Annotated in this window: 20 protein-coding genes; 6 read left to right on the top strand and 14 right to left on the bottom strand. The window is 58.8% G+C overall.

Translation table 11 applies throughout. The annotated features are described in order from the left end of the window. Positions 1 to 2: 2 nt before the first annotated feature. Together GKKCFE_RS22445 and GKKCFE_RS22440 are read left to right on the top strand one after the other, a co-directional pair. Positions 3 to 362 carry a DUF6124 family protein gene (locus GKKCFE_RS22445; protein WP_095963463.1) on the top strand — a complete coding sequence of 120 codons (360 nt, stop codon included), beginning with the start codon at positions 3 to 5 and terminating at the stop codon, positions 360 to 362. A gap of 393 nt (positions 363 to 755) precedes the next feature. Beyond that, the gene (locus tag GKKCFE_RS22440) at positions 756 to 1,757 is read left to right on the top strand and encodes a restriction endonuclease (RefSeq protein ID WP_445577106.1); all 1,002 of its coding nucleotides are present in this window, start codon (positions 756 to 758) and stop codon (positions 1,755 to 1,757) included. 305 nt (positions 1,758 to 2,062) lie between these two features. On the opposite strand, the gene GKKCFE_RS22435 is transcribed toward GKKCFE_RS22440, so the two are convergent. The 14 genes from GKKCFE_RS22435 to exaC all read right to left on the bottom strand — a co-directional run bounded on the left by GKKCFE_RS22435 (position 2,063) and on the right by exaC (position 21,453). Continuing rightward, positions 2,063 to 5,212: a type I restriction endonuclease subunit R gene (locus GKKCFE_RS22435; RefSeq protein ID WP_445577105.1), complete on the bottom strand. Its 3,150-nt coding sequence runs from the start codon at positions 5,210 to 5,212 to the stop codon at positions 2,063 to 2,065. A 128-nt stretch (positions 5,213 to 5,340) separates the two neighbouring features. Continuing rightward, complete coding sequence (locus GKKCFE_RS22430) at positions 5,341 to 6,750, bottom strand: ATP-binding protein (RefSeq protein WP_445577104.1); 1,410 nt, start codon at positions 6,748 to 6,750, stop codon at positions 5,341 to 5,343. Continuing rightward, entirely contained in the window at positions 6,747 to 7,913 is a 1,167-nt protein-coding gene (locus tag GKKCFE_RS22425) for an SIR2 family protein (protein WP_445577103.1), read from the bottom strand. The genes GKKCFE_RS22430 and GKKCFE_RS22425 overlap by 4 nt, the downstream gene beginning before the upstream one ends. Further along, on the bottom strand, positions 7,913 to 9,271 hold the full coding sequence (locus GKKCFE_RS22420; RefSeq protein WP_445577102.1) for a restriction endonuclease subunit S: 1,359 nt from the start codon (positions 9,269 to 9,271) through the stop codon (positions 7,913 to 7,915). The genes GKKCFE_RS22425 and GKKCFE_RS22420 overlap by 1 nt, the downstream gene beginning before the upstream one ends. Further along, positions 9,261 to 10,976, bottom strand: coding sequence for a class I SAM-dependent DNA methyltransferase (locus GKKCFE_RS22415; RefSeq protein ID WP_445577101.1), 1,716 nt, complete (start codon positions 10,974 to 10,976; stop codon positions 9,261 to 9,263). The genes GKKCFE_RS22420 and GKKCFE_RS22415 overlap by 11 nt, the downstream gene beginning before the upstream one ends. Before the next feature lie 860 nt (positions 10,977 to 11,836). Then, complete coding sequence (locus GKKCFE_RS22410; RefSeq protein WP_160893633.1) at positions 11,837 to 12,568, bottom strand: LexA family transcriptional regulator; 732 nt, start codon at positions 12,566 to 12,568, stop codon at positions 11,837 to 11,839. Between the two features lie 194 nt (positions 12,569 to 12,762). After that, positions 12,763 to 13,290 (bottom strand): inorganic diphosphatase, encoded by a 528-nt coding sequence (gene ppa, locus GKKCFE_RS22405; RefSeq protein WP_047229468.1) that lies wholly within the window; start codon positions 13,288 to 13,290, stop codon positions 12,763 to 12,765. Positions 13,291 to 13,401: 111 nt separating this feature from the next. Beyond that, positions 13,402 to 14,214, bottom strand: coding sequence for a M90 family metallopeptidase (locus tag GKKCFE_RS22400; RefSeq protein ID WP_107321806.1), 813 nt, complete (start codon positions 14,212 to 14,214; stop codon positions 13,402 to 13,404). 6 nt (positions 14,215 to 14,220) lie between these two features. Then, positions 14,221 to 14,877, bottom strand: a complete 657-nt coding sequence (locus tag GKKCFE_RS22395; RefSeq protein WP_107321807.1) for a DedA family protein — start codon at positions 14,875 to 14,877, stop codon at positions 14,221 to 14,223. Positions 14,878 to 15,343: 466 nt separating this feature from the next. Then, a complete protein-coding gene (locus GKKCFE_RS22390; protein ID WP_092394658.1) occupies positions 15,344 to 15,805 on the bottom strand; it encodes a GNAT family N-acetyltransferase in 462 nt (153 codons plus the stop codon). 106 nt (positions 15,806 to 15,911) lie between these two features. Next, a complete protein-coding gene (gene eutC / locus GKKCFE_RS22385; protein ID WP_107321808.1) occupies positions 15,912 to 16,736 on the bottom strand; it encodes an ethanolamine ammonia-lyase subunit EutC in 825 nt (274 codons plus the stop codon). 27 nt (positions 16,737 to 16,763) lie between these two features. Continuing rightward, the gene (locus GKKCFE_RS22380; RefSeq protein WP_445577100.1) at positions 16,764 to 18,158 is read right to left on the bottom strand and encodes an ethanolamine ammonia-lyase subunit EutB; all 1,395 of its coding nucleotides are present in this window, start codon (positions 18,156 to 18,158) and stop codon (positions 16,764 to 16,766) included. 57 nt (positions 18,159 to 18,215) lie between these two features. Further along, positions 18,216 to 19,664, bottom strand: a complete 1,449-nt coding sequence (eat, locus tag GKKCFE_RS22375; protein ID WP_445577099.1) for an ethanolamine permease — start codon at positions 19,662 to 19,664, stop codon at positions 18,216 to 18,218. Positions 19,665 to 19,932: 268 nt separating this feature from the next. Then, entirely contained in the window at positions 19,933 to 21,453 is a 1,521-nt protein-coding gene (gene exaC / locus GKKCFE_RS22370) for an acetaldehyde dehydrogenase ExaC (RefSeq protein WP_092394646.1), read from the bottom strand. 497 nt (positions 21,454 to 21,950) lie between these two features. Between exaC and GKKCFE_RS22365 the strand changes: the two genes are divergently transcribed. The 4 genes from GKKCFE_RS22365 to GKKCFE_RS22350 all read left to right on the top strand — a co-directional run bounded on the left by GKKCFE_RS22365 (position 21,951) and on the right by GKKCFE_RS22350 (position 26,386). Next, entirely contained in the window at positions 21,951 to 23,855 is a 1,905-nt protein-coding gene (locus tag GKKCFE_RS22365; RefSeq protein WP_445577098.1) for a sigma-54-dependent Fis family transcriptional regulator, read from the top strand. 260 nt (positions 23,856 to 24,115) lie between these two features. Continuing rightward, positions 24,116 to 25,465 carry a UDP-N-acetylmuramate:L-alanyl-gamma-D-glutamyl-meso-diaminopimelate ligase gene (mpl, locus tag GKKCFE_RS22360; RefSeq protein WP_445577097.1) on the top strand — a complete coding sequence of 450 codons (1,350 nt, stop codon included), beginning with the start codon at positions 24,116 to 24,118 and terminating at the stop codon, positions 25,463 to 25,465. Beyond that, positions 25,462 to 26,109 (top strand): flavin prenyltransferase UbiX, encoded by a 648-nt coding sequence (gene ubiX / locus GKKCFE_RS22355; RefSeq protein ID WP_445577096.1) that lies wholly within the window; start codon positions 25,462 to 25,464, stop codon positions 26,107 to 26,109. Before mpl ends, ubiX begins: the two co-directional genes overlap by 4 nt. Further along, positions 26,102 to 26,386, top strand: a complete 285-nt coding sequence (locus tag GKKCFE_RS22350; protein ID WP_160893627.1) for a YceK/YidQ family lipoprotein — start codon at positions 26,102 to 26,104, stop codon at positions 26,384 to 26,386. The genes ubiX and GKKCFE_RS22350 overlap by 8 nt, the downstream gene beginning before the upstream one ends. Positions 26,387 to 26,420 lie beyond the last annotated feature (34 nt).

Genomic DNA, 26,420 nt, shown 5'->3' with positions numbered 1-26,420 from the left:
CGATGGCAAAAATTACACCGAACCCTCCGACCACAGATGAGCATGTATCTCGCGCTCAGTCTGCTCGTAACAATAAGCTTGATGACGCTGCCAACCGGGCGTTGGATTACTACCTGAAGCCTACGCCGAAGGACGAAACGTCCGACAAACCCAACACCATCTTCCGCATCGCACCGGATGTTGATTCGGAATGTCTGCTGGCCAATCTCAGTGAAAACCTGGCTTCGGCCAATGCCATGATCAGTGATTTGGCGTTTGGTCTTGAGGGATCACGACGGCATTTTGCGTTGGGGATTTTGCAGGTGATTGAGGTGAGTGAACTGTTGGCGAATCGGGCTTTGGATATTGTTGAGGTGAGGTAGAAGGGCGAGGCATTCGCGCTTTGAGAGGAAAAAAGGTCTTGCTCAGCAAGGCCTTTTTTCGTCAGATCTCGCGGCAATGGGCGTCAGGTATGGGAGCGCCTAGGGTTCGTCGCTCAATTTTGGCTGTGAATTTCATTTAATCGCTAATGTAGATCATGACCACGGCAGCGCCCTAGACCGGTAACTATGCGGACTGGTCTATTAAATCGCTATTGTCGGTAGCGCTTGCCGCAGTGTGCCTTGCTTTCATTTTGAATCGCCAGCCCGTGTTATCTGAGCTGGGCATGTGCCCAGGAGTGTCTATGGCTGGCTTTCTGAAAGCTTTGATTCACACGGTGCTATCACCATTGCTACATTCACGTTCCCGATTCCGTGGACAGGATGAGTACCAATATGCCAACGATGTGGATGGTTCGAGGTGATGGCGGTCGTCTCTATGACGACTTCAGGGATCGCAATCTGGCAGCCATCGGTTGGGCTCAGTTAGCACTTGCCGCAAAGCCTGGCGTTTCCCGAAAGGCCTTGATCCAAGCTTATAAGGAACTCCAACCTGGTATTAAGGACGCTAGCGCCGTATCGGGTGCTTCTCAGGTGTTCCGTTTCGTTAACGAAATCAAAGAAGGCGATACGGTCGTCACTTACTCGCCTGCGAACCGGACCTACTTGGTAGGTCGCTTCACTGGTGCATGCCAGCTTCGTCCCGACCTGGCAGACGATGGGATGTCGTTGACTAGGCCTGTTGAGTGGTATCCGCAAGAGGTTGATCGCGACAAGTTAAACAGCGTCAGCAGAAATAGCTTGGGGTCCACGCTAACCATATTTAACGTCGCGGAGGTTGCACAGAAGGAATTGCTTGCCCTTGCTACCGGTAAAGACGTATCGGCGCCGCCGAAGGACTTAATCGACGATCCCGAAGCTCTTGAAGATCCGCTGAAAGGTGTTCAGGAGATTGCTTTCGAGCGTATCAAGGACCAAATCAATAGCCTGGACTGGTCTGAAATGCAGGAGCTGGTCGCTGGCATCTTACGAGCGATGGGCTACAAAACGCTCGTCTCCCCAGCCGGTGCTGATCGTGGCAAAGACATCATTGCTTCGCCCGACGGCTTTGGATTTGAGCCGCCGCGCATCGTTGTCGAGGTCAAGCATCGAAATGTACGGATGGGGAGTAATGAGATTCGCAGCTTTCTTGGTGGGAGGCACAAGGAGGATCGAGGGCTGTATGTGAGTACTGGAGGGTTCACAAAGGAGGCGCTCTATGAGGGTGAGCGGGCTAACGTGCATCTGACAATGTGGACGCTGGATGAATTGGCTCGCACGTTGATGGCGCATTATCCAGCTACCGATCCGGAGACTAAGCGCTTGGTGCCGTTGAGCTACTTTTATGTGCCTGCGTAGAGAAGCGTCGCTCACCTGTCATGCTGCTGTCGCTTGAAAAGGCCGGGTTGATTTCACGCGAGCTGGGGCGCGCTCGCAGCGTCTCAGTTTTGGTCGATTACGATCTGCTGCCCCGGCTTCATCCGATTGAAGATCAAACGGTCAGAACCTCTGTGATGAGGTAATAGGTCGGCAGTAACCCGCACCTCTCTTGTGCCCGCACTGAAATATCGCCCACACTAGAGAGGTGCGTGACGATAGATTTGCAAAAAACAGCCAACCGACGCTGGCTGCCCAGTGCGATTGGCCTCGTGATTACTGCCGGCTTACAGTGACCACTCATTCGACAGAGACTCTGCCTGCTTCAGCACCAACTCCACTGCATCTGATTGCTGATCTGGCGGATACTTCCACCGCTGCAAACAGCGACGCACCAAAATGCGCAGCTTCGCCCGTACGCTCTCACGCACCTGCCAATCGATAGTCGTACTGGCGCGCAGCTTCTCGGTAAGCTCCATGGCGATTTTTTTGAGCGTATCATCACCCAGTTCGCGCACCGCGCTTTCGTTGTTAGCCAACGCATCGTAGAAGGCAATTTCATCGTGGCCCAGGCCCAGCGAAGCTTCCCGCTCCAGCGCGGCCTTGAATTCCTTGGCCATCTGGATCAGTTCTTCGATGACCTGCGCCGTCTCGATCGCTCGGTTGTGATACTTGCGTAATGTCTCCAGCAAGCGGTCGCCGTACTTCTTTTCCTGCACTACGTTGTTGCGCGCGCGCGCCTTAACTTCGTCACGCAACAGTTTTTCCAGCAGCTCCACGGCAAGGTTGCGGCTTTCCATCTGCCGCACGTCCTCCAGGAACTCATCCGAGAGCAGGCCGATGTTGGGCTTATCCAACCCGGCCAGCGCAAAAATATCGTCCACCCCATCAGAGAAGATGGCATTGTCCAGAATCTGCTTGAGCGCGCTGTTCTTCTCGGCATCGCTGCGCTTCTTATCGACGGTGGTGAACTTGGTAATGGCCGCCTTGATGGCCGAGAAGAAGGCAATCTCCTTACGCAGTGGCGCGGCTTCATCCAACGTGCCACACAACGAAAAGGCCTTAGTCACTGCCAGAATGGTGTCGAGGAATCGTGTTTTTCCGTCCTTCAGGCCCAGAATATGGTTGGCAACGGGCACTAGTAGTTCGAGTGGCCGGGTCTCAAATGCGCTGTAGTCGAAACCGTGCATCATTCCTCGCACGATATCCATCTTCTCTAACAGCACAGCCAATGCTTCAGCAGAGTTGTGAGTGGGGTCACCTTTACCTTTGGCATCGGTATAGGTCTTCAGCGCCGCTTTCAGCTCGTTGGCAATGCCGATGTAATCGACCACCAGGCCGCCAGGCTTGTTCTTAAACACCCGGTTGACGCGGGCAATAGCCTGCATCAGGTTGTGGCCTTTCATGGGCTTATCGATGTACATGGTGTGGCAACACGGCGCGTCAAAGCCCGTCAGCCACATGTCGCGCACAATCACCAGCTTCAGCGGGTCTTTCACGTCTTTGAAGCGAGTTTCCAGACGTTTCTTCACCTGCTTGCTGTAAAGGTGCGGCTGCAGCAGGGCCTTGTCGGCAGCCGATCCTGTCATCACGATCTTGATAGCCCCTAGCTCGGGGTCATCGCTGTGCCAGTCAGGACGCAAGCTTACGATGGCGCTGTAGAGATGGGCGCATATATCGCGACTCATGCAGACGATCATGGCCTTGCCGTCTGCCACAGATACGCGCGCCTCAAAGTGCTCGATCAGGTCACGCGCCACCTGCTGCAGGCGAGGCTCTGAACCCACAAGCTTTTCCAGCGCGGCCCACTCGCCTTTGGTTTTTTCTCGGCTGACGATGTCTTCTTCGTCTTCAACAACCTCTTCAACCTGCTCATTGAGCGTGTCGATTTCGGCTTGGTTCACATCCAGCTTGGCCAAGCGGCTTTCGTAGAAAATCGGCACTGTTGCGCCATCATCCACGGCATCCTGGATGTCATAGATGCTGACGTAGTCACCAAACACTTCGCGGGTATCACGGTCTTCCAAGGCAATGGGCGTGCCTGTAAAACCAAGGAAGGTGGCGTTCTTCAATGCGTCATGCAGATGTTTGGCATAGCCGAACACGTACTTGCCTGTCTTGGTGTCCAACCGGCCTTTGGTGCCGTACTGGCTGCGATGGGCCTCATCGGATATCACCACGATATTGGTGCGATCAGAGAGCAACGGATGCTTCTCTTCCTCTTCCAGCAGCGCGAATTTTTGCACCGTGGTGAAGATGATGCCACCCGCCTCGCGTGAAGCCAGCATCTCGCGCAGTTCATCGCGGTCACCGGCTTGCCGTGGGGTGGTCTTGAGCAGGTCACTGGCGGCGCAGAAGGTGGCGAATAACTGGCCATCCAGGTCATTGCGGTCCGTCACGACGACTAACGTGGGGTTCTTCATCTCAGGTTGCTGCAACAGCTTGCCCGCGTAGCACGCCATGGTGATGCTTTTGCCCGACCCCTGCGTGTGCCACACCACGCCTGCTTTGCGTGAGCCAGGCTGCACCTCTTTGGCATAGGTCGCACGCTCTTCGTGGACCGCGAGTACACCTTTATCCGCATTTTGGGAGGCAATCACCGTGGCGCGCACGGCCTCGCGAACCGCATGGAACTGGTGATAGCCGGCAATCTTTTTGACAATGCTGTCGCCATCCTGCTCGAACAACACGAAGTGCCGCACGTAATCCAGAAACAACTCAGGTTTGAAGAAGCCACGCACCACCGTCTCCAGCTCCATCTGCAGGCGCGGCCGGTCGTCTTCGTTCAGGATGGTGCGCCAGGGCAACATACGTTCGGCGTTAGCCGTGAGCGAACCCACCCGCGCCGTCCAGCCATCACTCACCACCAAGGCGGCGTTGCTGTTGAACAGGTCGCTGATCTCGTCCTTGTATGTCTGCAGCTGATTAAAGGCGTCCCAGACGTCGCTTTGTTCGTTGGCGGGGTTCTTCAGCTCCACCACGGCCAGCGGTAAGCCATTGACGAAGGCGATCAAGTCGGGCCGGCGTGGTTGCCTTGTGCCGGTGACGGTGAATTGGTTCACCACCAGAAAGTCGTTGTTGCTGGGCTGGGCAAAGTCGATGAAATACACCCAGTCCTGCTTCTTCTGCTCACCGACTTCAAACTCCACCGCCACACCACTGAGCAACAAACGGTGCACGCTGCGGTTGCGCACCACCATCTGCGGCTCGCTCACCGTTTGCAACGCATGTACGGCCTGTTCAAGGGCAGCAGCTGGAATTTGCGGATTAATCCGTGTCAGTGCGGCCAGCAGGCGCTCTCGCAGAACCACCTGACGGTAGTCGGTACGCTCGGGGGCGCTGCTATCCGGCGCGATATCCGGGCCGTGGGCAAATCGCCAGCCAACCTGCTGGAACCAGCTCAGGCACAGTTCTTCGAGTTGCTGTTCGTTCAACATGTGGAACCCTTACGCTTTCCTGGGCTAGCTGGTAAACGCCCTAGTTTGTGATGAAATAAGAAAACCCATACAAATCAATGCTTTACTTGAAAGCCGACAGCCAAGGCCGATTTGCGATGAAATGACGGCTATGCCCATGCCGGGATATATCGCGCATAGCGTCTTGAGTCCGGCGCGTTCGGGTCGCTCTTGACCAGCCCCTGTTCCATGGTCGCGGTAATGATCTGCGAAATCGTGTTGCTACTGCCCTCAGGCAAGCCAAAGCGCTCACGCAGAGACTGATTGGTCATCTGTTTGCGCAGCACATACTGCAATACACAGTGCTGGAAGCACGCGCGAACGCGGTCGCTGCCATTCATCTCGCGGAACGAACGCGGGCCGTGAATCACCACAATTGTGCGGCGGTGACTGGTTAAAAACTCGGGGGCCGGCAGCTGCATCAACTCGGCTGCTTCGATCACCCGATCAATACCGCTGCTCTTTTCTTCGCAAATCCCGAAACGTCGCATCAAGTCGGCCAACCGCTCATTACGGGACTGGTAACCGTCGATAAAGCGCTCAACCGGCACGATGGGCTCTCCCGGGTTGGAGATCTCCACGCGGTTGCTGAAAACCTCCACCACAGGAGAGGTGCCGCCCATATCAAAATCCTGGTGAATCAGCGCATTGGCGAGCAACTCTCGCACCACCACTTCGGGCAGCAATTTGACCTCTTTGCGAATCGCCCCTTCGATCACCTCGTTCTGCGGCAACTTGCCCATCACATACTGCACCAACCCAGCAAAGCCTACGGCATAGCCCTTTTCGCCGGTCACATCCGAGACGGTCTGCATCTTCGACTCACCGGCATACAAGATCACACGCGCCGCCTTACGGCTGATATCAGGGAACTGCCGCATGTTCTTGGCCAGCAGCACAGCACCAATATGCAAAATGTTGAAGCCCGCCGAGGTGCGCTCAATCAAGCGCTCATCCAGCAAGCGAGCCAGCACGCCCTCTTGGTCGGTGGGGTAAGGCAAACGCATCAAGTCGAAGAAGGTCTGGGTATCGAGCAACTGCACCACATCTTGCGCAGACACCTCCTTGAGCGAGGGGTTCTCCAACCAGCTGGGCTGCCCTTCGGCGAAAATCTTGCGTAGCTGATCCTCGCTCATCGGCACCAACTCTTCGCCGGAGCGCATCAGGTAAGCGCCATCATGGTGGTACGCCGTGCCCTTGGGCCGCGCTGGAATACTGAAAACCACAACCCGCCCATCTGGGTGAGCAACGGCCTCTATGTCCACGCGAAAACCCACCCAGTGGAACAGCTTCTCGGCGATATCCTGGTGGTCGGGAAACGCTTGGCTGCCCACAACGACGCGCGGTGGTTTGTCCGCAATACCAAGCACCAGATGCCCACCGCCCTCGTTGGCAATAGCTACGCAGTAGCGGCAAAGCTTGCGCGTGTCGTACTGGTTACTTGCCTCTTTGAATTCGAGGTTCTGGGTTTCGGAGGCAAGGCCGCGCCAGATGTCGATTTGTTCGGGTGACGTACTCATGCAAATACCACCTGTCTACGCGCTACGGCGATGGCCAGTCTGAGAGTCTGTTCCAGCAGGCTGTGATCCGGCTTGCCCTCAGCATCGAGGGGTGTCGGATACCAGAGTGGCCGAATTTTCAACTGCAACAGGCGGGCTTCCTTGCGAGCTCGCTCTTGCTGTGTGGCGGGTTCATTGAGCAGAGCAAAGTGATCCGGAACTTCAAATGCTGCTTCATCGACTACTGATTTGAACAGATCGAGCGTCTTGTCTTGCTCCAGGCTGCAGCCCAAGAACAGCAGCGAGTGGCTGATAAAGATTTGCCGCAGCGCCCGAGGCAACTGGTTTTGGAACGCGAACGGCTCACCTGCGGCTCCGCCGTAGGCCTCCTGATATTGCACCTGGGTAAACACATGGGTATTGGCCTGCCCGGCGTCTCCGTGCAACTTCAGAATGCAACGCTCACCGCGCAACAGCCGCTGTACGAAGTTATTGCCCGCCTGCATGCCGTGCATGTAGCCATCCAGCGGCTGAGCCGTTTCTCGAAACAGGTCTTCGATGACCGTATCGAAATTGGTGGTGACGATACAGCCGTTGGCGAGGTCGGGCAGCAGCGCAACCGGCCCGGTGATCGCCCCCCGCTGACGAAACTCAGTCTTGATGAAATGCCGCACAATCTCTGCGTCCGTTTCATGCAGCACTTGCGCGGCTTGCAGGTAGTCGTATTGCGCCATCAGTGGCTCGATGTCCTGCACATCCAGGCCACCTAGCTTTTGTGCGATCTTGCGTAGCGCCTCACCCCACATCGGATAACCACAAGGTCTGGAAAGCCCCGCACCGACAAACGGCACGATTCGCCCGAAGCGAATGGCATCCACCAGGTCAAGGAACACGGCTTGCTGATCTGAGTCTTTGATAAAGGTCGCCGCCGCTTCATGCTGATTGACCTGACACTGCCCCTCCCAGTGATCCAGCTCATCCACATAGGCGTCGCGCTCAACCCAGTACAGGGCATCGCTTACTTTGATCAGGTACTCGTGTTCCGGGTCGCGCAGGCTTTTAAATGCCAGCGGCTCGGCTTCATCGAGTACCGCATTGAACGCCTGATTCGACGAGTACGCCGCCTGCAAGACCTCCTCGACCCTGTCCACGATATTGTTTTCACGGAGCTTCTTAATGTCCATCAAGCGATCCCAGCTTGTTCGGCGAGCGCTTCGACAGACAACTCGCCGGAGAGCAGTTTGGGGAGGAGGGTGTCGCGGAGTTCTCGCAAGCTTTGCGTCTGTCGCTCATTAGCTTCCATTTGCAGATGCAGGTTCGAAATTTTTTTCGAAAATTCTAGACAGATATCGGGAGTAGCGACCACTACATCCTTTGAAATCAACTCCATCCAGTGACGCCGGTACTCTTGAAATTTCTGCTTTTCTTTGACGGCGTAATAAACCCAAGCAGTAGCCCGACCTTGTCCCTGTAACGGAATCACATTCTGTGAAATATCAAACGACTGAAAGGATAGTCGAGTAACACACGTATGGTCACCGAAAATAAACATCGGATTTTCTGAGCTGGCTGGATAGGAGGCAGCACCATTGTGAAATCCCAATAGTATTGATGCGCCCTGCTCAAAAACAGGTATTTGACCGTACTCTGAAACCTGCTCTCTTGTGTATCGCGTTTTTGCAGAAAGTCGCGACAACAGTGTTTCGACTTTTGAAGCACTCCAGCGCCGTGGAATCTCGCCCAACTCCGACGTTTCCATCTCTTCCGGGAACAGCGCAGCCGTAGCAGCGAGTTGTTCGTATTGCTCAGGCGGCAGCGCTTCGAGCTCAGCGTCGGGTTTGCCGCTGATGGCGCTCATCGCGGCGCGCAGCGGGTCACGGCCTTCGGCGAGAGCGACGATCTTGGCTTTGACCGGGTCGAAATCAACAAACCACGATTTAAAGATGGCTTGCGCCATGGCTTCGAGGGTTTGGTTGATGCGGCGGCTAAGGTCTATTTTGATGTCTAAGGCATCCACTGTCCTGACGATGCCCTGCTGGACATCCAAAGGAGGGAGCCTGAATACATGTCTTTTGAGTTGTCCCAGATTAAATCCAGGCACTGCTGCGCCAATTCCATTGGCGAGAATTTCTTGTTGCTTTTCTGGGCTGGAGAAGACGTAGTACAGATACTTTGGATCAACCCTCTTTGGATCAACTGTTAATTTCATCTGCTTGTTGGAGACCACGTACTCGGAGTACTTGGATTTTTCGTGAATCAGTCCAATCTGATTTATGCTGCCCCAGCAAGTGAAGACTAGGTCTCCTCTCCTCGCTATAGATCGACTGAACTCCTTGGCTTTGCCGAGCGAGATAAAGACAAAATTTTCATCATTTAGCTTGATCCCCATATCTACACTTAGATTCGAACCTCGAATGACAGGTACGCCTGCAGCGGTGAAAAACTTCGAACTAATTGCAGAGCCAAACGGCCCCGTCGATAGAGCATTCGAACCACTTGCAGCTATGTCTTCGACACGAACTACAGGCCAGTCAGAAGCCATAACCCAACCCCGCTAAGTTCTTCTTGATCTCCCCCTCCAGTTTGGCGCTCTCCTCGAACTGCTCCGCCAACTGCGCCGTCAGCCGCACCATCTTGTCGGCAAAGGCTTCACCGTCATCCTCCTGCTCCTCTGCACCCACATAGCGCCCAGGCGTTAGCACATGCTCGTGCTTGCGGATATCGTCCAGCGAGGCGGAGAAGCAGAAGCCTGGCACGTCTTCATAGCCCTCGCCGTACTGCCAGGCGTGAAAGGCGTCGGCCACTCTCTTGATGTCATCCAGCGTGAAGTCACGCAGCACGCGGTCTTTCATATAACCGAGTTGGCGGGCGTCAATAAACAAGAACTGGCCACGCCGGTCGCGCTTCTTTTTGTCCAAGTTGAAGCCGTTAGCCTTGTCTTTGGTGAGGAACCAGATACAGGCCGGAATCTGCGTGTTGGTGAAGAGCTGACCTGGCAGTGCCACCATGCATTCCACATGGTCTTGCTCAATCAGTTGCTTGCGGATTTCGCCTTCGTTGCTGGTGTTGCTACTCATCGAGCCATTGGCCAGCAGCAGCGCCATACTGCCAGTAGGGGCCAAGTGGTAGAGCATGTGCTGCAGCCAGGCAAAGTTGGCGTTGCCTTGCGGGGGCGTGCCCACCAGCCAACGCGGGTCTTTTTCCAGTTTGGCGTTCCACCACTCCTTCATATTGAAGGGCGGGTTGGCCATCACGTAGTCGGCACGCAGGTCGGGGTGCAGGTCGTTTTGCAGGGTGTCGCCGGGCTGGCCGCCAAAATTGAAGTCCAGACCGCGGATGGCCATATTCATAGCCGCCAGCTTCCAGGTGGTGGGGTTGCTTTCCTGGCCATAGACACTGATCTGGCCGGTCTTGCCGTTGACCACCTTGCCGCCGTGCTCGGCGATAAACTCCTCGCTCTGCACGAAGAAACCGCCCGAGCCCATGGCCGGGTCGTATACCCGCCCCTTGAACGGCTGCAGCATCTCCACGATCAGCGTGACGATGCTCTTGGGCGTGTAATACTGGCCGCCCTTTTTGCCCTCCGCCAGAGCGAACTGGCCAAGGAAGTATTCGTAGACGTGGCCGAGGATGTCTTTGCTCTTTAGATTCAGCGGCTGGCCGTTATAGCTGGGCTGGCTGAAGTTGGTGTCAGAGAAATGCGCGATCAGATCGGCCAACTTGTAGCTGTCGAGTTGGGTGCGTGAAAACTCCTTATTGAGCACGTTCTTGAGTTTGACGTTCTCGCGCTCGATGGCGTCCATGGCGTTGTCGATCAGCCAGCCGACGGTGCGCATCTTTTCTGCCGTGTCTTTACCCGGCGCGTTCCAAGGCAAAGGTTCGCCGGGTGGCAATTGCGCTAACTCGCGCAGTGTTTGCCAGCGCGCTTCAATCGGCACCCAGAAGACGTTTTTTTCGGTGTAGTAGTCGCGCACCTCCAACTCGGCGGCGACATTCTCTTCGTACTCGTCGCTACCAAGGTCGCCGTAATCCTCTGGGTCCATAAAGTAATCGTCGGCAGGGTTGGTGAGCTGCGCGCGTAGCTCTCGCTGGCGCTCCTCGAAGGCGTCGGATACGTACTTGAGAAAAATCAGGCCAAGCACCACGTGCTTGTAAACCGATGCATCCAAGGAAGAACGCAGCTTATCAGCGGCCGTCCAGAGCTTCTTTTCGAGTTCAGTGAAAAATTGTTGTTCAGTGGGGGTCATCTGGTCATTCCCTAACGGCTAGGCACGCCCTTTCAGCGGGCATGTCCAGCGAAATTCGCGCTCAGCGCCTGAATAAGTGCTGAGAGGCCATAGTGCGTGTGAAGATACACGCCGTGGCCTTGTAAACGCCACAGCAAATGGCATGGAGAGCCACTAGTAACGGCATCTGACTGAGTCGCCCTGCTTCTGTAGCCATCTAAGAACCAACTTGTGGCGTAAGCGTTATCGTCCTCGATTGACTGTACCTGGTCGATTTCTGCCAGTCGAAGACATCCAGTGTGCTGGCGAGGCCTGATGCAAACGCCTGATCAGGTGGAATGCCATATATGCAGGCTGTTTCGTATTATGTTGGTTCTGATCAAACCAAGGACGAAGAAGGAGCCAAAATATGCGAAGTTACCCGCAACGTGTTTGGGACAATATCGTACCGCTAGCGGAAACGGTGAACTGGCATTCTCCAGCGCATGGGCAGGTAAAATTGGGCCCGACTGGAAGCCAATGAAATCAGGTTTTGAAAGTTAAAAAGCCGGCTTATGGCCGGCTTCTCGTTGACTAACTCAGTTCGTTTTTGACAAACCTCACCAGCCTTCAAAACGTACATCCGGCTCTTGCGGCCGGCTGTGGGACTTGGTCAGAAAGTGATCTGCCTTGTCGGTGCGAGGCGTGGGCTCGCAAATGTGGGGCGGAGGATACGCGGGTTTTGTTCGGAATCCCAGTGGTAAGTGGTGTGGAATCATTGGGTTAGGGGTGGTTCAGGGGGAAAGCAGGGGCTGCTGCGCAGCCCAGCGGGAGCAAGCTCCCTCGCCACAAAAGCTCCTCAACACAGGGAGCTCCCGCCACAGTCTTTCTATCCGGCTTGGTCAATCGAACACCGGTGGTCTCTGTTTGTTCAGGGTGGACCACCAGAAGACCCAGCCGATGACTTTGATGTTTTGCGCTTCGATCTGTTCGGCGCTGAAGACCTCGTCAGGATACGCAGCACAGTTATGACTACGCAGGCGTAACCGATTACCGGGAACGCGGTGCAGGTATTTGATACGCAGCATGCCGTCGTGCTCAAGCGCATAGATATGGCCGTCGACGATTTGGGTCAGGCCGCGGTCGATGGCGAGGGTGGAGCCGTCTTCGATGCGTTCGGCCATGCTGTCGCCGACCATGGTGGTGCAGATGGCGTCGCCGGGGTCGATTTCCAGGGATTCTAGGTGGCTGCGGGGCAGGCGGATGGTTTGGTCGGGGATTTCGATGATGTGGGTTTTGGTTTCGCCGGGGGCGATGGGGGCTTCCTTGTAGAGGGGCAGTTCGATGTCCGTGGTTTCTTGCACGCTGTAGACGCCATCGTTTTCGGCGGCTTCATAGGTGATGCCAGGGCCCAGGCCCAGTGGAGTCTGCGGGCCTTCGCCGGTGGCGAGCCATTGTGGGCTGACGGTCAGCAGGCTGGCGATGGAGTAGATGCGCCCTGGCGGGATGCCACGGTTGAACCAGTTGTTTATGTGCTGGGATTTCACGCCGTATAACTTCGCGAAGTCGGCGGATCGGATATTCGCTTCTTTTAGAAGGGCTCTGAAGCGGTCGCCACTGGAAAGTATTTTCATAAACGGAAAGTTTAGGGGCGACTGTATTTTCGGCAATAAACATGTCGTTCAAATATATAAGACGATCTTTCCGTTTGCAGGATTTGAAAGGGGCGGGCTAAACGGGGTTAAACGGTATTAATACAACTTAGTATTTATCATCATTAAGACATAAAAAACCCCGGTGCAAACCGGGGTTCTTCTTTACTTCAGTTTCAGCCTTTGTAGGCGGCAACCGACTTGGTGATCGCTTCGCGGGCGGCGTCAGCACCGGCCCAGCCTTCGATCTTGACCCACTTGCCTTTCTCGAGATCCTTGTAGTTCTCGAAGAAGTGTTCGATCTGCTGGATCAGCAGGGCTGGCAGGTCGGTGTATTCCTTCACGTCGACGTACAGCTGCGACAGTTTGTCGTGCGGTACGGCGATGACTTTGGCGTCGCCGCCGCCGTCGTCGGTCATGTTCAGGATGCCGACCGGACGGGCGCGGATGACCGAGCCTGGGGCGACTGGGTAAGGGGTCACGACCAGCACGTCGAGGGGGTCACCGTCGTCGGCCAGGGTGTTGGGGATGAAACCGTAGTTGGCCGGGTAGAACATTGGGGTGGCCATGAAACGGTCAACGAACAGGCAATCGCTGTCTTTGTCGATTTCGTATTTGATCGGGGCGTGGTTGGCCGGGATTTCGATCGCGACGTAGATGTCGTTCGGCAGGTCTTTGCCAGCCGGAATCTTGCTGTAGCTCATTGGGCGGTGCCCCCGTTAATTGACCAAATGACTGGTCGGATTGACCAAAAAGTGGCGGCGATTATAGGCATATTCGGCCGTCGATGCCACGTTACAAGGGTCTTAGAGACCTTAGTATGACGCCTGATAGACCGGATCTTCGGCTTGAAGTTGCCGCAGCCGGGCCAACGGGTCCTGGCGGTAGAACGCCTTGAGCTGTTCATAGACCCGCGGGTACGCCTGGTGCAGCAGGTCTGGGGCGCTGAAGAAGTATTCGCTGGTGACGGCGAAGAACTCCGCCGGATTCTCCGCGGCGTAGGGATCGATGACGGTTTCTGCGTCCGGATCCTGGTCCAGTTGACGGTTGAGGTCGTCGAAAGCCTGTTGCATGGCGTCGGCCCAGTCTTTGACCCGCATGTCGGCATGCAGCGGTGGCAGGCCGTTGGCGTCGCCGTTGAGCATGTCGAGTTTGTGCGCCAGCTCATGGATCACCAGGTTGTAGCCGTCCCAGCCGCCGCTGGCGAGCACGCCGTCCCAGGCCAGGATGATCGGGCCCTGGGGCCAGGCTTCGCCGCTGTGTTCGCCGTCCCATTCGTGCTCGATGCCGCTGGCGTCGCGGTAGCGCTGGGGGCTGAGGAAGTCGTCGGGGTAGAGCACGATTTCGTGAAAGCCCTGGTACCAGTTCAAGTCGCCGAGGTGCATCAGCGGCAATTGCGCCTGGGCGGCGAGCAGCAGGCGTTGTTCCTGGTGCAGTTCGACGCCGGGCAGGGCGCTCAGGTGTTTGTCATGCAGAAACAGCACGCAGGCTTCGCGCAGCCATTGGTCCTCGGTGGCGCTGATGCCGTCGAGAAAGCTCAACTGGTGACGCACCCGCTGCCAGGTTTCCTCGCTGACGGGATGTTTGGCGAGGGTGCGTTGCCGGCGCCAGCCGCTCAGGGACCACATGGGCGATCAGCGCGGATGGGCTTTCGAGGCGCTGGCGGCGAGGCGGCTGCGGATCACGCCGATGATCATCGGTACCAGCGACAGCAGGATGATGCCCAGCACCAGCAGGGACAGGTTTTGCTTGATGAATGGCACGTTACCGAAGAAGAACCCGAGGGTGACCAGGCCGCCGACCCACAGGATGGTGCCCAGGACGCTGAAGGCGAAAAAACGCGGGTAGGGCATTTTTGCAACGCCGGCGACGAAGGGGGCGAAGGTGCGGATGATCGGCAGGAAGCGCGCCAGGGTCACGGTTTTGCCGCCGTGCTTGTCGTAGAAGTCGTGGGTTTGTTGCAGGTAGTCGCGGCGGAAGATTTTCGAGTTCGGGTTACTGAACAGCCGTTCGCCTGCGGTGCGGCCAATGATGTAGTTGGTGCTGTCGCCAAGGATCGCCGCCAGCATCAGCAGGCCGCCGAGTAGCACCGGGTCCATGCCGCCACCGGCGGCTACCGCGCCGGCGATGAACAGCAGGGAGTCGCCCGGCAGGAAGGGCATCACCACCAGGCCGGTTTCGCAGAAGATCACCAGGAACAGGATGGCGTAGATCCACGGCCCGTAGTTGGTCACCAGCAGGTCGAGGTACACATCGAGATGCAGAATGAGGTCGAGGGGGTTGAAATCCATGCAAAGCACCTGTGGTCGCGGCCTGACTGGGTGGGGCCTGTGGGTCGGGCTTCGAGTAAGGCTACAGCGCGTGTAGCTTTTTCTTACAAGCCGGGAAGAGCGGCATTATACGAGGTCGAGGGTGGTGTGCGTGGTGAGTTTGTAGCGGGGGATGTCGGGAGGCTTCTGGCTGGGTGAAGAACTCTGTGGCGAGGGAGCTTGCTCCCGCTGGAGCGCGAAGCGGTCCCAAATGCAGCCAACCCGGTCTGCCTGATGCACCGCGTGCTCAGGTTTTGGGGCTGCTGCGCAGCCCAGCGGGGATAAATCCCCTCGCCACAACGTTTCACCCAACCACAGGGGTTATCGATCGTTCCTACGCTCCGCGTGGGAATGCATCCCGTGACGCTCTGCGTCAAGCGGAACGCGGAGCGTCCCTGGCGGCATTCCCACGCGGGAGCGTGGGAACGATCAGTCCGCGGTAATCGGGTCAGAGCTCTTCGCTGATCGGCAACACGTAGTTCTTGAACTCGGTGTCTTCCTTGAAGCCGATGGACTCGTAGGTTTTCTGCGCCACGTCGTTGTTGCTGCTGGTGGAGACGCGCATACGTACGGCGTTGGTTTCCTTGGCCATTTTTTTCGCGGTGCGGATCAGGTTGTCGGCCACCAGCTGGCGGCGGGCGTCCTCGGCGACGTAGATGTCGTTGAGGATCCACACGCGCTTGAGCGACAGTGACGAGAAGCTTGGATAGAGCTGGCAGAAGCCCAGCAACCGGTTGTCATCGTCATCAGGCAACGCCAGGTAGATCACCGATTCCTTGCGGCGCAGGCGTTTTTCGAGGAAGGCTCGGGACGAATCCGGGTAGGGCAGCGAGCCATAGAATTCCCGGTATTTGACGAACAATGGGGTCAGCAGGTCCAGGTGTTCCAGGGTCGCTTGGATAATCCGCATAGTAGGTCTCGTCTGCAAAGGTCGACAGATACTCGGACAACAACGGCGTTCTGCCGTGCTTCGATGCTGCCTGAAAGCGGATCAAAAACGCAAACTTGTAAACGGATCAGCTTCGGGGCGGCATCAGTAGGAAGTTACCTTTCATATCGGCGGTATTTTCCGAGTCTAGAGTTTGGACCTGGGCTTCGTCCTTCAGGTTGACCCCCGAGAGCTGTCTGCGGCAGGCCTCGCGCATCAGGTAGATCAGGCGGTGGGCGGCCATGCCGTAGCTCAAACCTTCGAGCCGGACGTTGGAGATGCAGTTGCGATACGCATCGGTCAGGCCGACCTTGGGGTTGTAGGTGAAATACAAACCCAGGCTGTCGGGGGAACTGAGGCCGGGGCGTTCGCCGATCAGGATCACCGACATTTTTGCGCCGAGCCGCTGCGCCACCTCATCAGCCACCGCGACGCGGCCCTGTTCCACCAGAATCACTGGCGAGGTTGACCAACCATCAGCGGCGGTCTGTTCTTCCAGCCGCGCCAGGAACGGCAAGGTATGCCGATGCACCGCCAGCGCCGACAGGCCGTCGGCCACGACGATGGCCAGGTCTACGCCGCCGGGATTGGCCGCTGCGTAGTCCTCCAGGATTTGTACGGAGGACTCGTCGAGCCGTCGGCCCAGGTCCGGGCGCTGCAGGTAGCTGTTGCGGTCGCTGGCGGCGCTATGCAGCAGCAGGCTTTCACGGCCGCGTTCGGTTAACTGTGCGCGAATGCCCTGGTGATCGAACGCCAGGTGCACCGCATCGCGAGCCTGGGCATGGGCGTACTGGAAGTCCAGTTGCGCCGAGGTCGGCAGGCTGGTGCCGGTGCGGCCCAGGGCGATGCGCGCCGGGGTGAGGTTGCGCAGATTCAGCCAAGGGTTTTGTGGATCTACAGGTTTTTTATCCATGGGCAGTTCTCTCATCCCAAATGCGGCTTATCCCAAATGAGCTAATGCGTGACGAAACGCCGGTGGCAGGTTGTCGCCGAACCGCACCCGGCCATCGGCCTGGGTGAAAATGCCCATGTTCGCCAGCCAGGTTTCGAATTCCGGCGCCGGCTTCAGGCCCAGGGTCTGGCGGGTGTAGAGGGCGTCGTGGAACGAGGTGGTCTGGTAGTTGAGCATGATGTCGTCGGAGCCGGGGATGCCCATGATGAAGTTGATCCCGGCCACGCCCAGCAGGGTCAGCAGGGTGTCCATGTCGTCCTGGTCGGCTTCGGCGTGGTTGGTGTAGCAGATGTCGCAACCCATCGGCACGCCCAAAAGCTTGCCGCAGAAGTGGTCTTCGAGGCCGGCGCGGATGATCTGTTTGCCGTTGTACAGGTATTCCGGGCCGATAAATCCTACGACGGTATTCACCAGAAACGGCTTGAAATGCCGTGCGACGGCGTAGGCCCGGGTTTCGCAGGTCTGTTGATCGACGCCGTGGTGGGCGTTGGCTGACAGGGCACTGCCCTGGCCGGTTTCGAAATACATCAGGTTGTTGCCCAAGGTGCCGCGATTCAGGCTCAGCCCGGCGTCATAGCCTTCCTGCAAGACGTTCAGGTTGATGCCGAAACTGGCGTTGGCCGCTTCGGTGCCGGCGATGGACTGGAACACCAGGTCCAGGGGCACGCCACGGTTCGCCGCTTCAATGGAGGTGGTGACGTGGGTCAGCACGCAGCCTTGGGTCGGGATGTCGTAGCGCTGGATGATGGCGTCGAGCATTTCCAGCATGGCGCAGATCGACGCTGTGCTGTCGGTGGCCGGGTTGATGCCGATCATGGCGTCGCCATTGCCGAAGAGCAGGCCGTCGAGAATGCTCGCGGCGATCCCGGCGGGCTCATCGGTGGGGTGGTTGGGTTGCAGGCGGGTCGACAGTCGCCCGCGAAGGCCGAGGGTGCCGCGAAATTTCGTCACCACGCGGATTTTCTGCGCCACCAGCACCAGGTCCTGCACGCGCATGATCTTCGACACGGCGGCGACCATTTCCGGGGTCAGGCCCGGGGCCAGCGCCCGCAGGCTGTGTTCGTCGGCGGCGTCGCTGAGCAGCCAGTCGCGAAAACCGCCGACGGTGAGATGGCTGACGGCGGCGAAGGCCTGTTTATCGTGGGTGTCGACGATCAGCCGGGTGACTTCGTCGTCCTCGTAAGGAATCAGCATTTCTTGCAGGAAATGGCTGAGGGGCAGGTCGGCCAAGGCCATTTGCGCCGCCACTCGTTCACCATCGTTGAGTGCCGCGACCTCGGCCAGAAAATCCCCGGAACGCGCCGGGCTGGCCTTGGCCATCAGGTCTTTGAGGCTGTCGAAGCGGTAGGTCTGGGCGCCGACCGTGTGTGCAAAACTGGCCATACAGGTTCTCCGTGACGGCGCCGCTGGGCGGCGCCGTGGTTTTCGGCGTTTTACAACTTAGTGCAAGGCTTCTTCAGCTTTCTGAATGGCCGCGAATTCTTCTTCGGGCGTGCCTGCTACCAGGTGATGCCGACTGTAGAACGCGAAGTAAGCAATTAACACTCCATAGATGATCGCCGCGCCGATGACCACCCGCGGATCCACCAGAAAGCCCGCTACTACGGCGATGCACGCCAGCACCAGGGCCACGCCCGAGGTGAAGATGCCGCCCGGTGTGCGGTATGGCCGGTCCATTTTGGGGCGGCGGATGCGCAGGGTGATGTGCGCGGCCATCATCAGCACGTAGGAGATGGTGGCGCCGAACACCGCCACCAGAATCAGCAGATCGCCCTGGCCGGTCAGGGACAGACCGAAACCGATAATGCCGGGGATGACCAGCGCCAATACTGGTGCTTTGCTTTTATTGGTTTCGGAGAGCTTGCGTGGCAGGTAACCGGCGCGAGACAACGCGAAGATCTGCCGCGAGTAGGCGTAGATGATCGAGAAGAAGCTGGCGATCAGGCCCGCCAGGCCCACCAGGTTGACGAAGTTGCCCATCCAGGTCGAGCCGCCGTAGGCCTTGGCCAGGGCTTCCACCAGCGGGTTGCCCGAAGCCATCAGCGCATTGGAACCCGCGCCGCCTGGGCCGATCACCAGAATCAGCAGGGCAAACGCCACCAGCACCAGCATGGCGCCGATCAGGCCGCGTGGCAGGTCGCGCTTGGGGTTCTTGGTTTCTTCAGCCGCCAGCGGTACGCCTTCCACGGCCAGGAAAAACCAGATGGCATACGGAATGGCTGCCCACACGCCGACATAGCCGAACGGCAGGAATGGGCTGGCGCCCATGGCCGCGGTGACCGGGATGTCCAGCAGGTTGGCGACGTCGAAGTGCGGCACCATCGCCACCAGAAACACGCCCAGTGCCAGGGCGGCGACGGCGGTGATGATGAACATCAGTTTGAGCGCTTCACCCACGCCGAATATGTGGATGGCGATGAAGATGATGTAGAACGCCAGGTAGATCATCCAGCCGCCAATGCCGAATAGCGATTGGCAATACGCGCCGATGAACACGGCAATCGCCGCCGGGGCGATGGCGTACTCAATGAGGATCGCCGTGCCCGTGAGAAACCCGCCCCAGGGCCCGAATGCGCTACGGGCAAAGCCATAACCACCGCCGGCGGTGGGAATCATCGAGGACAGCTCGGCCAGGGAAAAGCACATGCACAGGTACATCGCGGCCATCAGCAGCGTGGCAAGAAACATCCCGCCCCAACCGCCCTGGGCCAGGCCGAAGTTCCAGCCGGCGTAGTCCCCGGAAATGACATACGCCACCCCCAGGCCCACCAGCAGGACCCAGCCCGCCGCGCCTTTTTTCAGTTCACGTTGTTGGAAGTATTCGGAGCCGACTTTTTCAAAGTCGACCGAGGACGTTGCCGGTTGCGGGTTTGCTTGATCGCTTGGCATAAGGGTTTACCTGTTTTTATTGTTTTTTTGTCTAGCCTGATCGCCGGATTAGCGCAGTACCCCTGTGGGAGCGGGCTTGCTCGCGAAGGCGGCGGCACCTTGAGCAACTATGTGACTGACACACCGCTTTCGCGAGCAGGCTCGCTCCCACAGGGGAGTTGGGCCAGCCGAAACTGGAGCGCCATCCACAAATCCTGTGTGGGAGCGAGCCTGCTCGCGATAGCTATCTAAAGGGGCGAAGCAGAACCACCTGCCTCGCCCCAATGCCTTAGAAGAACCCCAACGGATTGATGTCATAGCTCACCAGCAGGTTCTTGGTCTGCTGGTAGTGGTCGAGCATCATCTTGTGGGTTTCACGACCCACGCCGGACTTCTTGTAACCACCAAACGCCGCATGAGCCGGGTAGAGGTGGTAGCAGTTGGTCCAGACGCGACCGGCCTTGATCGCCCGGCCCATGCGATAGGCGCGGTTGATGTCGCGGGTCCAGAGACCGGCGCCGAGGCCGAACTCGGTGTCGTTGGCGATCGCCAGGGCTTCGGCTTCATCCTTGAAGGTGGTGATGCTCACCACTGGGCCGAAGATTTCTTCCTGGAACACGCGCATCTTGTTGGTGCCCTTGAGCAGGGTTGGCTGGATGTAATAACCCGTGGCCAGGTTGCCCTCGAGTTTTTCCACCTTGCCGCCGGTCAGCAGTTCGGCACCTTCGCCCTTGGCGATTTCCAGGTACGAAAGAATCTTGTCGAATTGCTGCTCGGACGCCTGGGCGCCGACCATGGTGTCGGTGTCCAACGGGTCGCCGCGCTTGATCTGCAGGACTTTGTTCATCACAACTTTCATGAACTCGTCGTAGATCGACTCCTGCACCAGGGCGCGGGAAGGGCAAGTGCAGACTTCACCCTGGTTGAAGAACGCCAGCACCAGGCCTTCGGCAGCCTTTTCGATGAAGCTCGGCTCGGCCTGCATGATGTCTTCGAAGAAGATGTTCGGCGACTTGCCGCCCAGTTCCACGGTGGACGGGATGATGTTCTCGGCCGCGCATTTCATGATGTGCGAGCCGACCGGGGTCGAGCCGGTGAAGGCGATCTTGGCGATGCGCTTGCTGGTGGCCAGGGCTTCACCGGCTTCTTTGCCGAAGCCTTGCACCACGTTCAGTACGCCGGGCGGCAGCAGGTCGCCGATCAGCTCCATCAGCACGCAAATACCCAATGGGGTTTGCTCGGCGGGCTTGAGCACCACGCAGTTACCGGCGGCCAGGGCCGGGGCGAGTTTCCAGGCGGCCATCAGCAGCGGGAAGTTCCACGGGATGATCTGCCCGACCACGCCCAGCGGTTCATGGATGTGATAGGCCACGGTGTTGCCGTCGATCTCGGCGGCGCTGCCTTCCTGGGCGCGCAGGCAACCGGCGAAGTAACGGAAATGGTCGGCGGCCAGGGGGATGTCGGCGTTGAGGGTTTCGCGTACGGCCTTGCCGTTGTCCCAGGACTCGGTGATCGCCAGAACCTCAAGGTTCGCTTCGATGCGGTCGGCGATTTTCAGCAGGACCAGCGAACGGGCCTGGGCGGACGTGGCGCCCCAGGCATCGGCAGCGGCGTGGGCGGCGTCCAGGGCTTTTTCGATGTCTTCGGCCGTGGAGCGCGGGAATTCGGCAATGGGCTGGCCATTGACCGGGGAAGTATTGGTGAAGTACTGACCTTTGACAGGCGCGACGAACTCGCCGCCGATGTAGTTACCGTATTTGCTCTTGAACGAAACGATAGCGCCTTCAGTACCGGGGTGAGCGTAACGCATGATGAGTTCTCCTTGGCTTTTGTGCTTATACGGGAGGCCGCGCAAAATTGAGCGCTGGTAATTAAGCCTAGAGCAAAGGTCGGGCCACTGCCTTGCAGGGCCCGTAAATCAAGACTTTAGGAGCAGTTCGTCGGACAAACGGATGCCCTGCGTGACGATAGCGATACAGCGGGTGTGACAGTTTGTGCCAGATGCGAGACAGTCTGTGACCGGCAGGTCGCGCCAGCATTGCAAAGGTGGGTGGGCTGGAGGATGCTGGGCCTCACCAGTTGGCCTGCCCAGCAAAGTTGTGGCGAGGGGATTTATCCCCGCTGGGCTGCGAAGCAGCCCCCAAAGCAGCCAACTCGATCAATCTGATACACCGCATGCTTAGGTTTCAGGGCTGCTTCGCAGCCCAGCGGGGATAAATCCCCTCGCCACAGGTTAAGTGTTGAACATTGGTTAAATGTTAAACAGTTGCTCCAGTGAGGCAGGTCCTTCGGGGAGAACAATAAGAAATGCACAGCAACCACTTGAGTCGCCATGCCCAACAAGTCCTGACGGTCACCCAGGGCAAGGCCCATTTGCAGGGCCCTGGCAGCGATCCGTCGATTGCCCGCTCCTGGCTGCGTTGCCTTGAGGACTATCACCTCGACCCGGCGCAAAACCTGGCGCCGACGGTGCTTGAGCATGGCCGGGTGCTGGAAAGCCGCGAGCGCCTGCAACAGGTGTTGCACATCGCCGGCACGGAAATGACCAGCCTGCATCAACAACTCTCCGGCGCCGGCCACGCGGTGCTGCTGACTGACGCGCGCGGCGTGATCCTCAACTGTGTCACCGCCCCCAGCGAGCGCAAGATTTTCGAACGGGCCGGCCTCTGGCTCGGCGCCGACTGGAGCGAAGCCTGCGAAGGCACCAACGGCATCGGCACCTGCCTGGTGGAGCGCCAGGCCCTGACCATTCACCAGGAAGAACACTTTCGCGGCCGCCACACCGGCCTGACCTGCTCGGCCAGCCCGGTTTTCGACCCCCACGGCGAACTGCTCGCGGTGCTGGATGTGTCATCGGCCCGGCCGGACGTGTCGCGCCAGAGCCAGTTCCACACCATGGCCCTGGTCAACCTCTCGGCGAAGATGATCGAGAGCTGCTATTTCCTGCGCTGCTTCGACAATCAATGGCTGCTGCGTTTTCACTTGCAGGCCGAGTCCGTGGGGTTGTTCAGCGAGGGGCTGCTGGCGTTCGACGGCGAAGGGCGGATCAGCGCGGTCAACCAGAGTGCTCTGAACCTGTTGGGGCATATTCGCGGTGGCTTGCTGGGGCAGCGGGTGGAAGACTTTTTCGATTGTTCACTGGATGAGCTGCTCGGACGGGCCAGCACCCAGGCCAGCGCCAGTTGGCCGTTGCGCACCCGTGACGGGCGGCACTTGTTTGCAGTGTTGCGGGGGCAGCCGCGCAGTGTGCCGGTCCCGGTCGTCCCGGCATTTAAAACCATCGAGCCCGCCCGGTTACCGGGCATCTGCCTGGGGGATGCGGCGTTGCAAGAGCATTTTCGCAAGGCGCTGCGAGTGTTCGAGCGCGATGTGCCGCTGCTGATCCATGGCGAAACCGGCTCCGGTAAAGAAGCTTTCGCCAAAGCCGTGCATCACGCCAGCCAGCGTGCCGGGAAAAACTTCGTGGCGCTTAACTGCGCAGCCATCCCGGAAAGCCTGATCGAGAGTGAGCTGTTCGGTTATCGCGGCGGCAGCTTCACCGGCGCGCGCAAGGAAGGCATGCGCGGCAAGCTGCAACAGGCCGACGGGGGCACGCTGTTTCTGGATGAGATCGGTGACATGCCCCTGGCCTTGCAGACCCGTTTGCTGCGGGTGCTGGAAGATCGCCAGGTGGTGCCTATCGGTGGCGAACCCGAAGCGGTGAACGTGCGCATCATCAGCGCCACCCACCGTCAGTTGCTTGATCGGGTGCGCGACGGCAGTTTTCGCGAGGACTTGTACTATCGCCTCAACGGCCTGGAGATCCCTTTGCCGGCGTTGCGCGAGCGCAGCGACAAGTCCCAGTTGCTGGATTTTCTGTTGGCCGAAGAAGCGGGCGCCGAAGCGGTGGCGATCGACGAACCGGCGCGCCAGGCATTGCTGAGTTTTGATTGGCCGGGCAACGTGCGGCAACTGCGCAATGTGCTGCGCACCCTTGCTGCGTTGTGCGACGGCGGGCGGATCGGGCTGGAGAATCTGCCGGCGATGATTCGCCAGTGTCCGGTGGCGTTGGTTGAAACCGTGGCGGAGCGCCCGCTGGAAGATGCCGAACGGTTGGCGCTGCTCGATGCCCTGGAGCGCCAGCGCTGGCACATGACCCACACCGCCGAACAACTGGGCATCAGCCGCAATACGCTTTATCGGAAACTGCGCAAACACGCGATTGCCCGCTGAGCCGCGTCGCGGCCATTCGCGAGCAAGCCCGCTCCCACATTCTGACCGCATTCTTCCTGAAAGAACTCGGTCAACTGTGGGAGCGAGCCTGCTCGCGATGGCGGCGGCACATCCAACATCGCCGCAAACTGACCCACCGCTATCGCGAGCAAGCTCGCTCCCACAGAGGATTTGCGGTGTTCTGATGGTTGCAGTTCGAAACACAAGGTGCGATTTCCCCCTCCCTACGCTAACCTGCGGCCATGTTTACGAGGTCGACTATGCACATCCATATTCTCGGTATTTGCGGCACTTTCATGGGCTCGATGGCGGTATTGGCCAAGGAGCTGGGCCATCACGTGACCGGTTCCGACGCCAACGTCTACCCGCCGATGAGCACGCAGCTGGAGGCCCAGGGCATTGAGCTGACCCAAGGCTACGACCCGGCGCAACTGGACCCGGCGCCGGACCTGGTGGTCATCGGCAACGCCATGTCCCGTGGCAATCCGGCGGTTGAATACGTGCTCAACAAAGGCCTGCCTTACGTGTCCGGCCCGCAATGGCTGGCCGACCATGTGTTGCAGGGCCGTTGGGTCCTGGCCGTGGCCGGCACCCATGGCAAGACCACCACCAGCAGCATGCTCGCCTGGGTGCTGGAGCACGCGGGCATGAGCCCGGGCTTCCTGATCGGCGGCGTGCCGCAGAATTTCTCGGTGTCGGCGCGCCTGGGTGGTACGCCGTTCTTCGTGATCGAGGCCGATGAATACGACAGCGCGTTCTTCGACAAACGCTCGAAATTTGTCCACTACCGTCCGCGCACCGCGATCCTCAACAACCTTGAGTTCGATCACGCCGACATCTTCCCCGATCTGTCGGCCATCGAGCGGCAGTTCCACCATTTGGTGCGCACCATTCCAAGTGAAGGCCTGGTCATCCATCCGGCCACCGAGCCCGCGTTGCAGCGGGTGATCGAAATGGGTTGCTGGACCCCGGTGCAAACCACCGGTGCCGGCGGGCAGTGGCAAGTGAAGTTGCTCAAGGACGACGGTTCGCAGTTCGAAGTCATGTTCGAAGGCGTGGCCCAAGGTGTGGTCGATTGGGACATGACCGGCCAGCACAACGTCGCCAACGCCCTGGCGACCCTGGCGGCGGCCCGTCATGTCGGTGTGGTGCCGTCCATGGGCATCGCCGCGCTGAGTGCGTTCAAAAGCGTGAAGCGGCGGATGGAAAAGGTCGCTGAAGTGCGCGGCATCACCATCTATGACGACTTCGCTCACCACCCGACGGCCATCGCCACCACCCTCGACGGTTTGCGCAAGCGCATCGGCGATGCACCGCTGATTGCCATCATCGAGCCGCGTTCCAACTCCATGAAACTCGGCGCCCACCGCGATGGCCTGCCGGAAAGCGTGGTGGATGCCGATCAGGTGATCTGGTACGCGCCGGCCAACCTGGGCTGGGACCTGGGCGCCACCGCCGCGTTGTGCACGGTGCCGTCGATTGTCAGCGATTCCCTGGAAGGCATCATCGAGCGCGTGAAGAGCCAGGCCCAGCCCGGTACCCACGTGGTGATCATGAGTAACGGCGGCTTCGGCGGCCTGCACGGCAAACTGGCCGAGGCACTGAAATGAACACGCGCCTGGAGAGCAATGGCCCCGACCGCATCACCCTGGCCATGACCGGTGCTTCCGGCGCCCAGTACGGCTTGCGCCTGCTCGATTGCCTGGTGCGGGAAGACCGCGAGGTGCATTTCCTCATCTCCAAGGCGGCGCAATTGGTGATGGCCACCGAGACCGACGTCACCCTGCCGGGCAAGACCCAGATGATGCAGGCCTTCCTCACCGAATACACCGGGGCAGCGGCGGGGCAGATTCGTGTGTATGGCAAGGAAGACTGGATGTCGCCGGTGGCTTCGGGCTCCGGGGCGCCGGCGGCGATGGTGGTGGTGCCGTGTTCCACCGGCACGCTCTCGGCGATTGCCACCGGTGCCTGCAACAACCTGATCGAGCGCGCCGCCGACGTGACGCTCAAGGAGCGCCGCCAGTTGATCCTGGTACCGCGTGAGGCGCCGTATTCGAGCATTCATCTGGAGCACATGCTCAAGCTGTCGAACATGGGCGTGACGATTCTGCCGGCCTCTCCGGGTTTTTATCACCAGCCACAGACTATCGATGACCTGATCGATTTTGTGGTCGCGCGGATTCTCAATCTGCTGGACATCCCCCAGGACATGCTGCCGCGCTGGGGCGAGTACCATTTGAGCAGTGATGAATAAGCTGCTGGTGGTAGTGCTGGCGCTGCAACTGACCGGCTGCGCCACCGCCCGCACTCTGGACGCCGCCAAACCCGGCGCGCCGGTGGTGTATGCGGGCACGCGCCTGGACTTGTATGCGCTTAACGGTGGCTGTTGCGCCAAGGACCGCTTTGGCGCCGAAGCGCCGCGTTACCCAGGCGTGGATCTGCCGGCCAGCGCGTTGCTCGATACCTTGTTATTGCCGTTGTCGTTGCTGACGGTGATTGGCGTGGGGTTTCAGGCTACGGGTGGGTTGTAACCAGCGCTACAATCCAACATGGATGTAAGCTGGG

It is taken from the genome of Pseudomonas sp. E141, from assembly GCF_052659885.1.
This window is presented reverse-complemented; position numbering and strand designations above follow the sequence as displayed.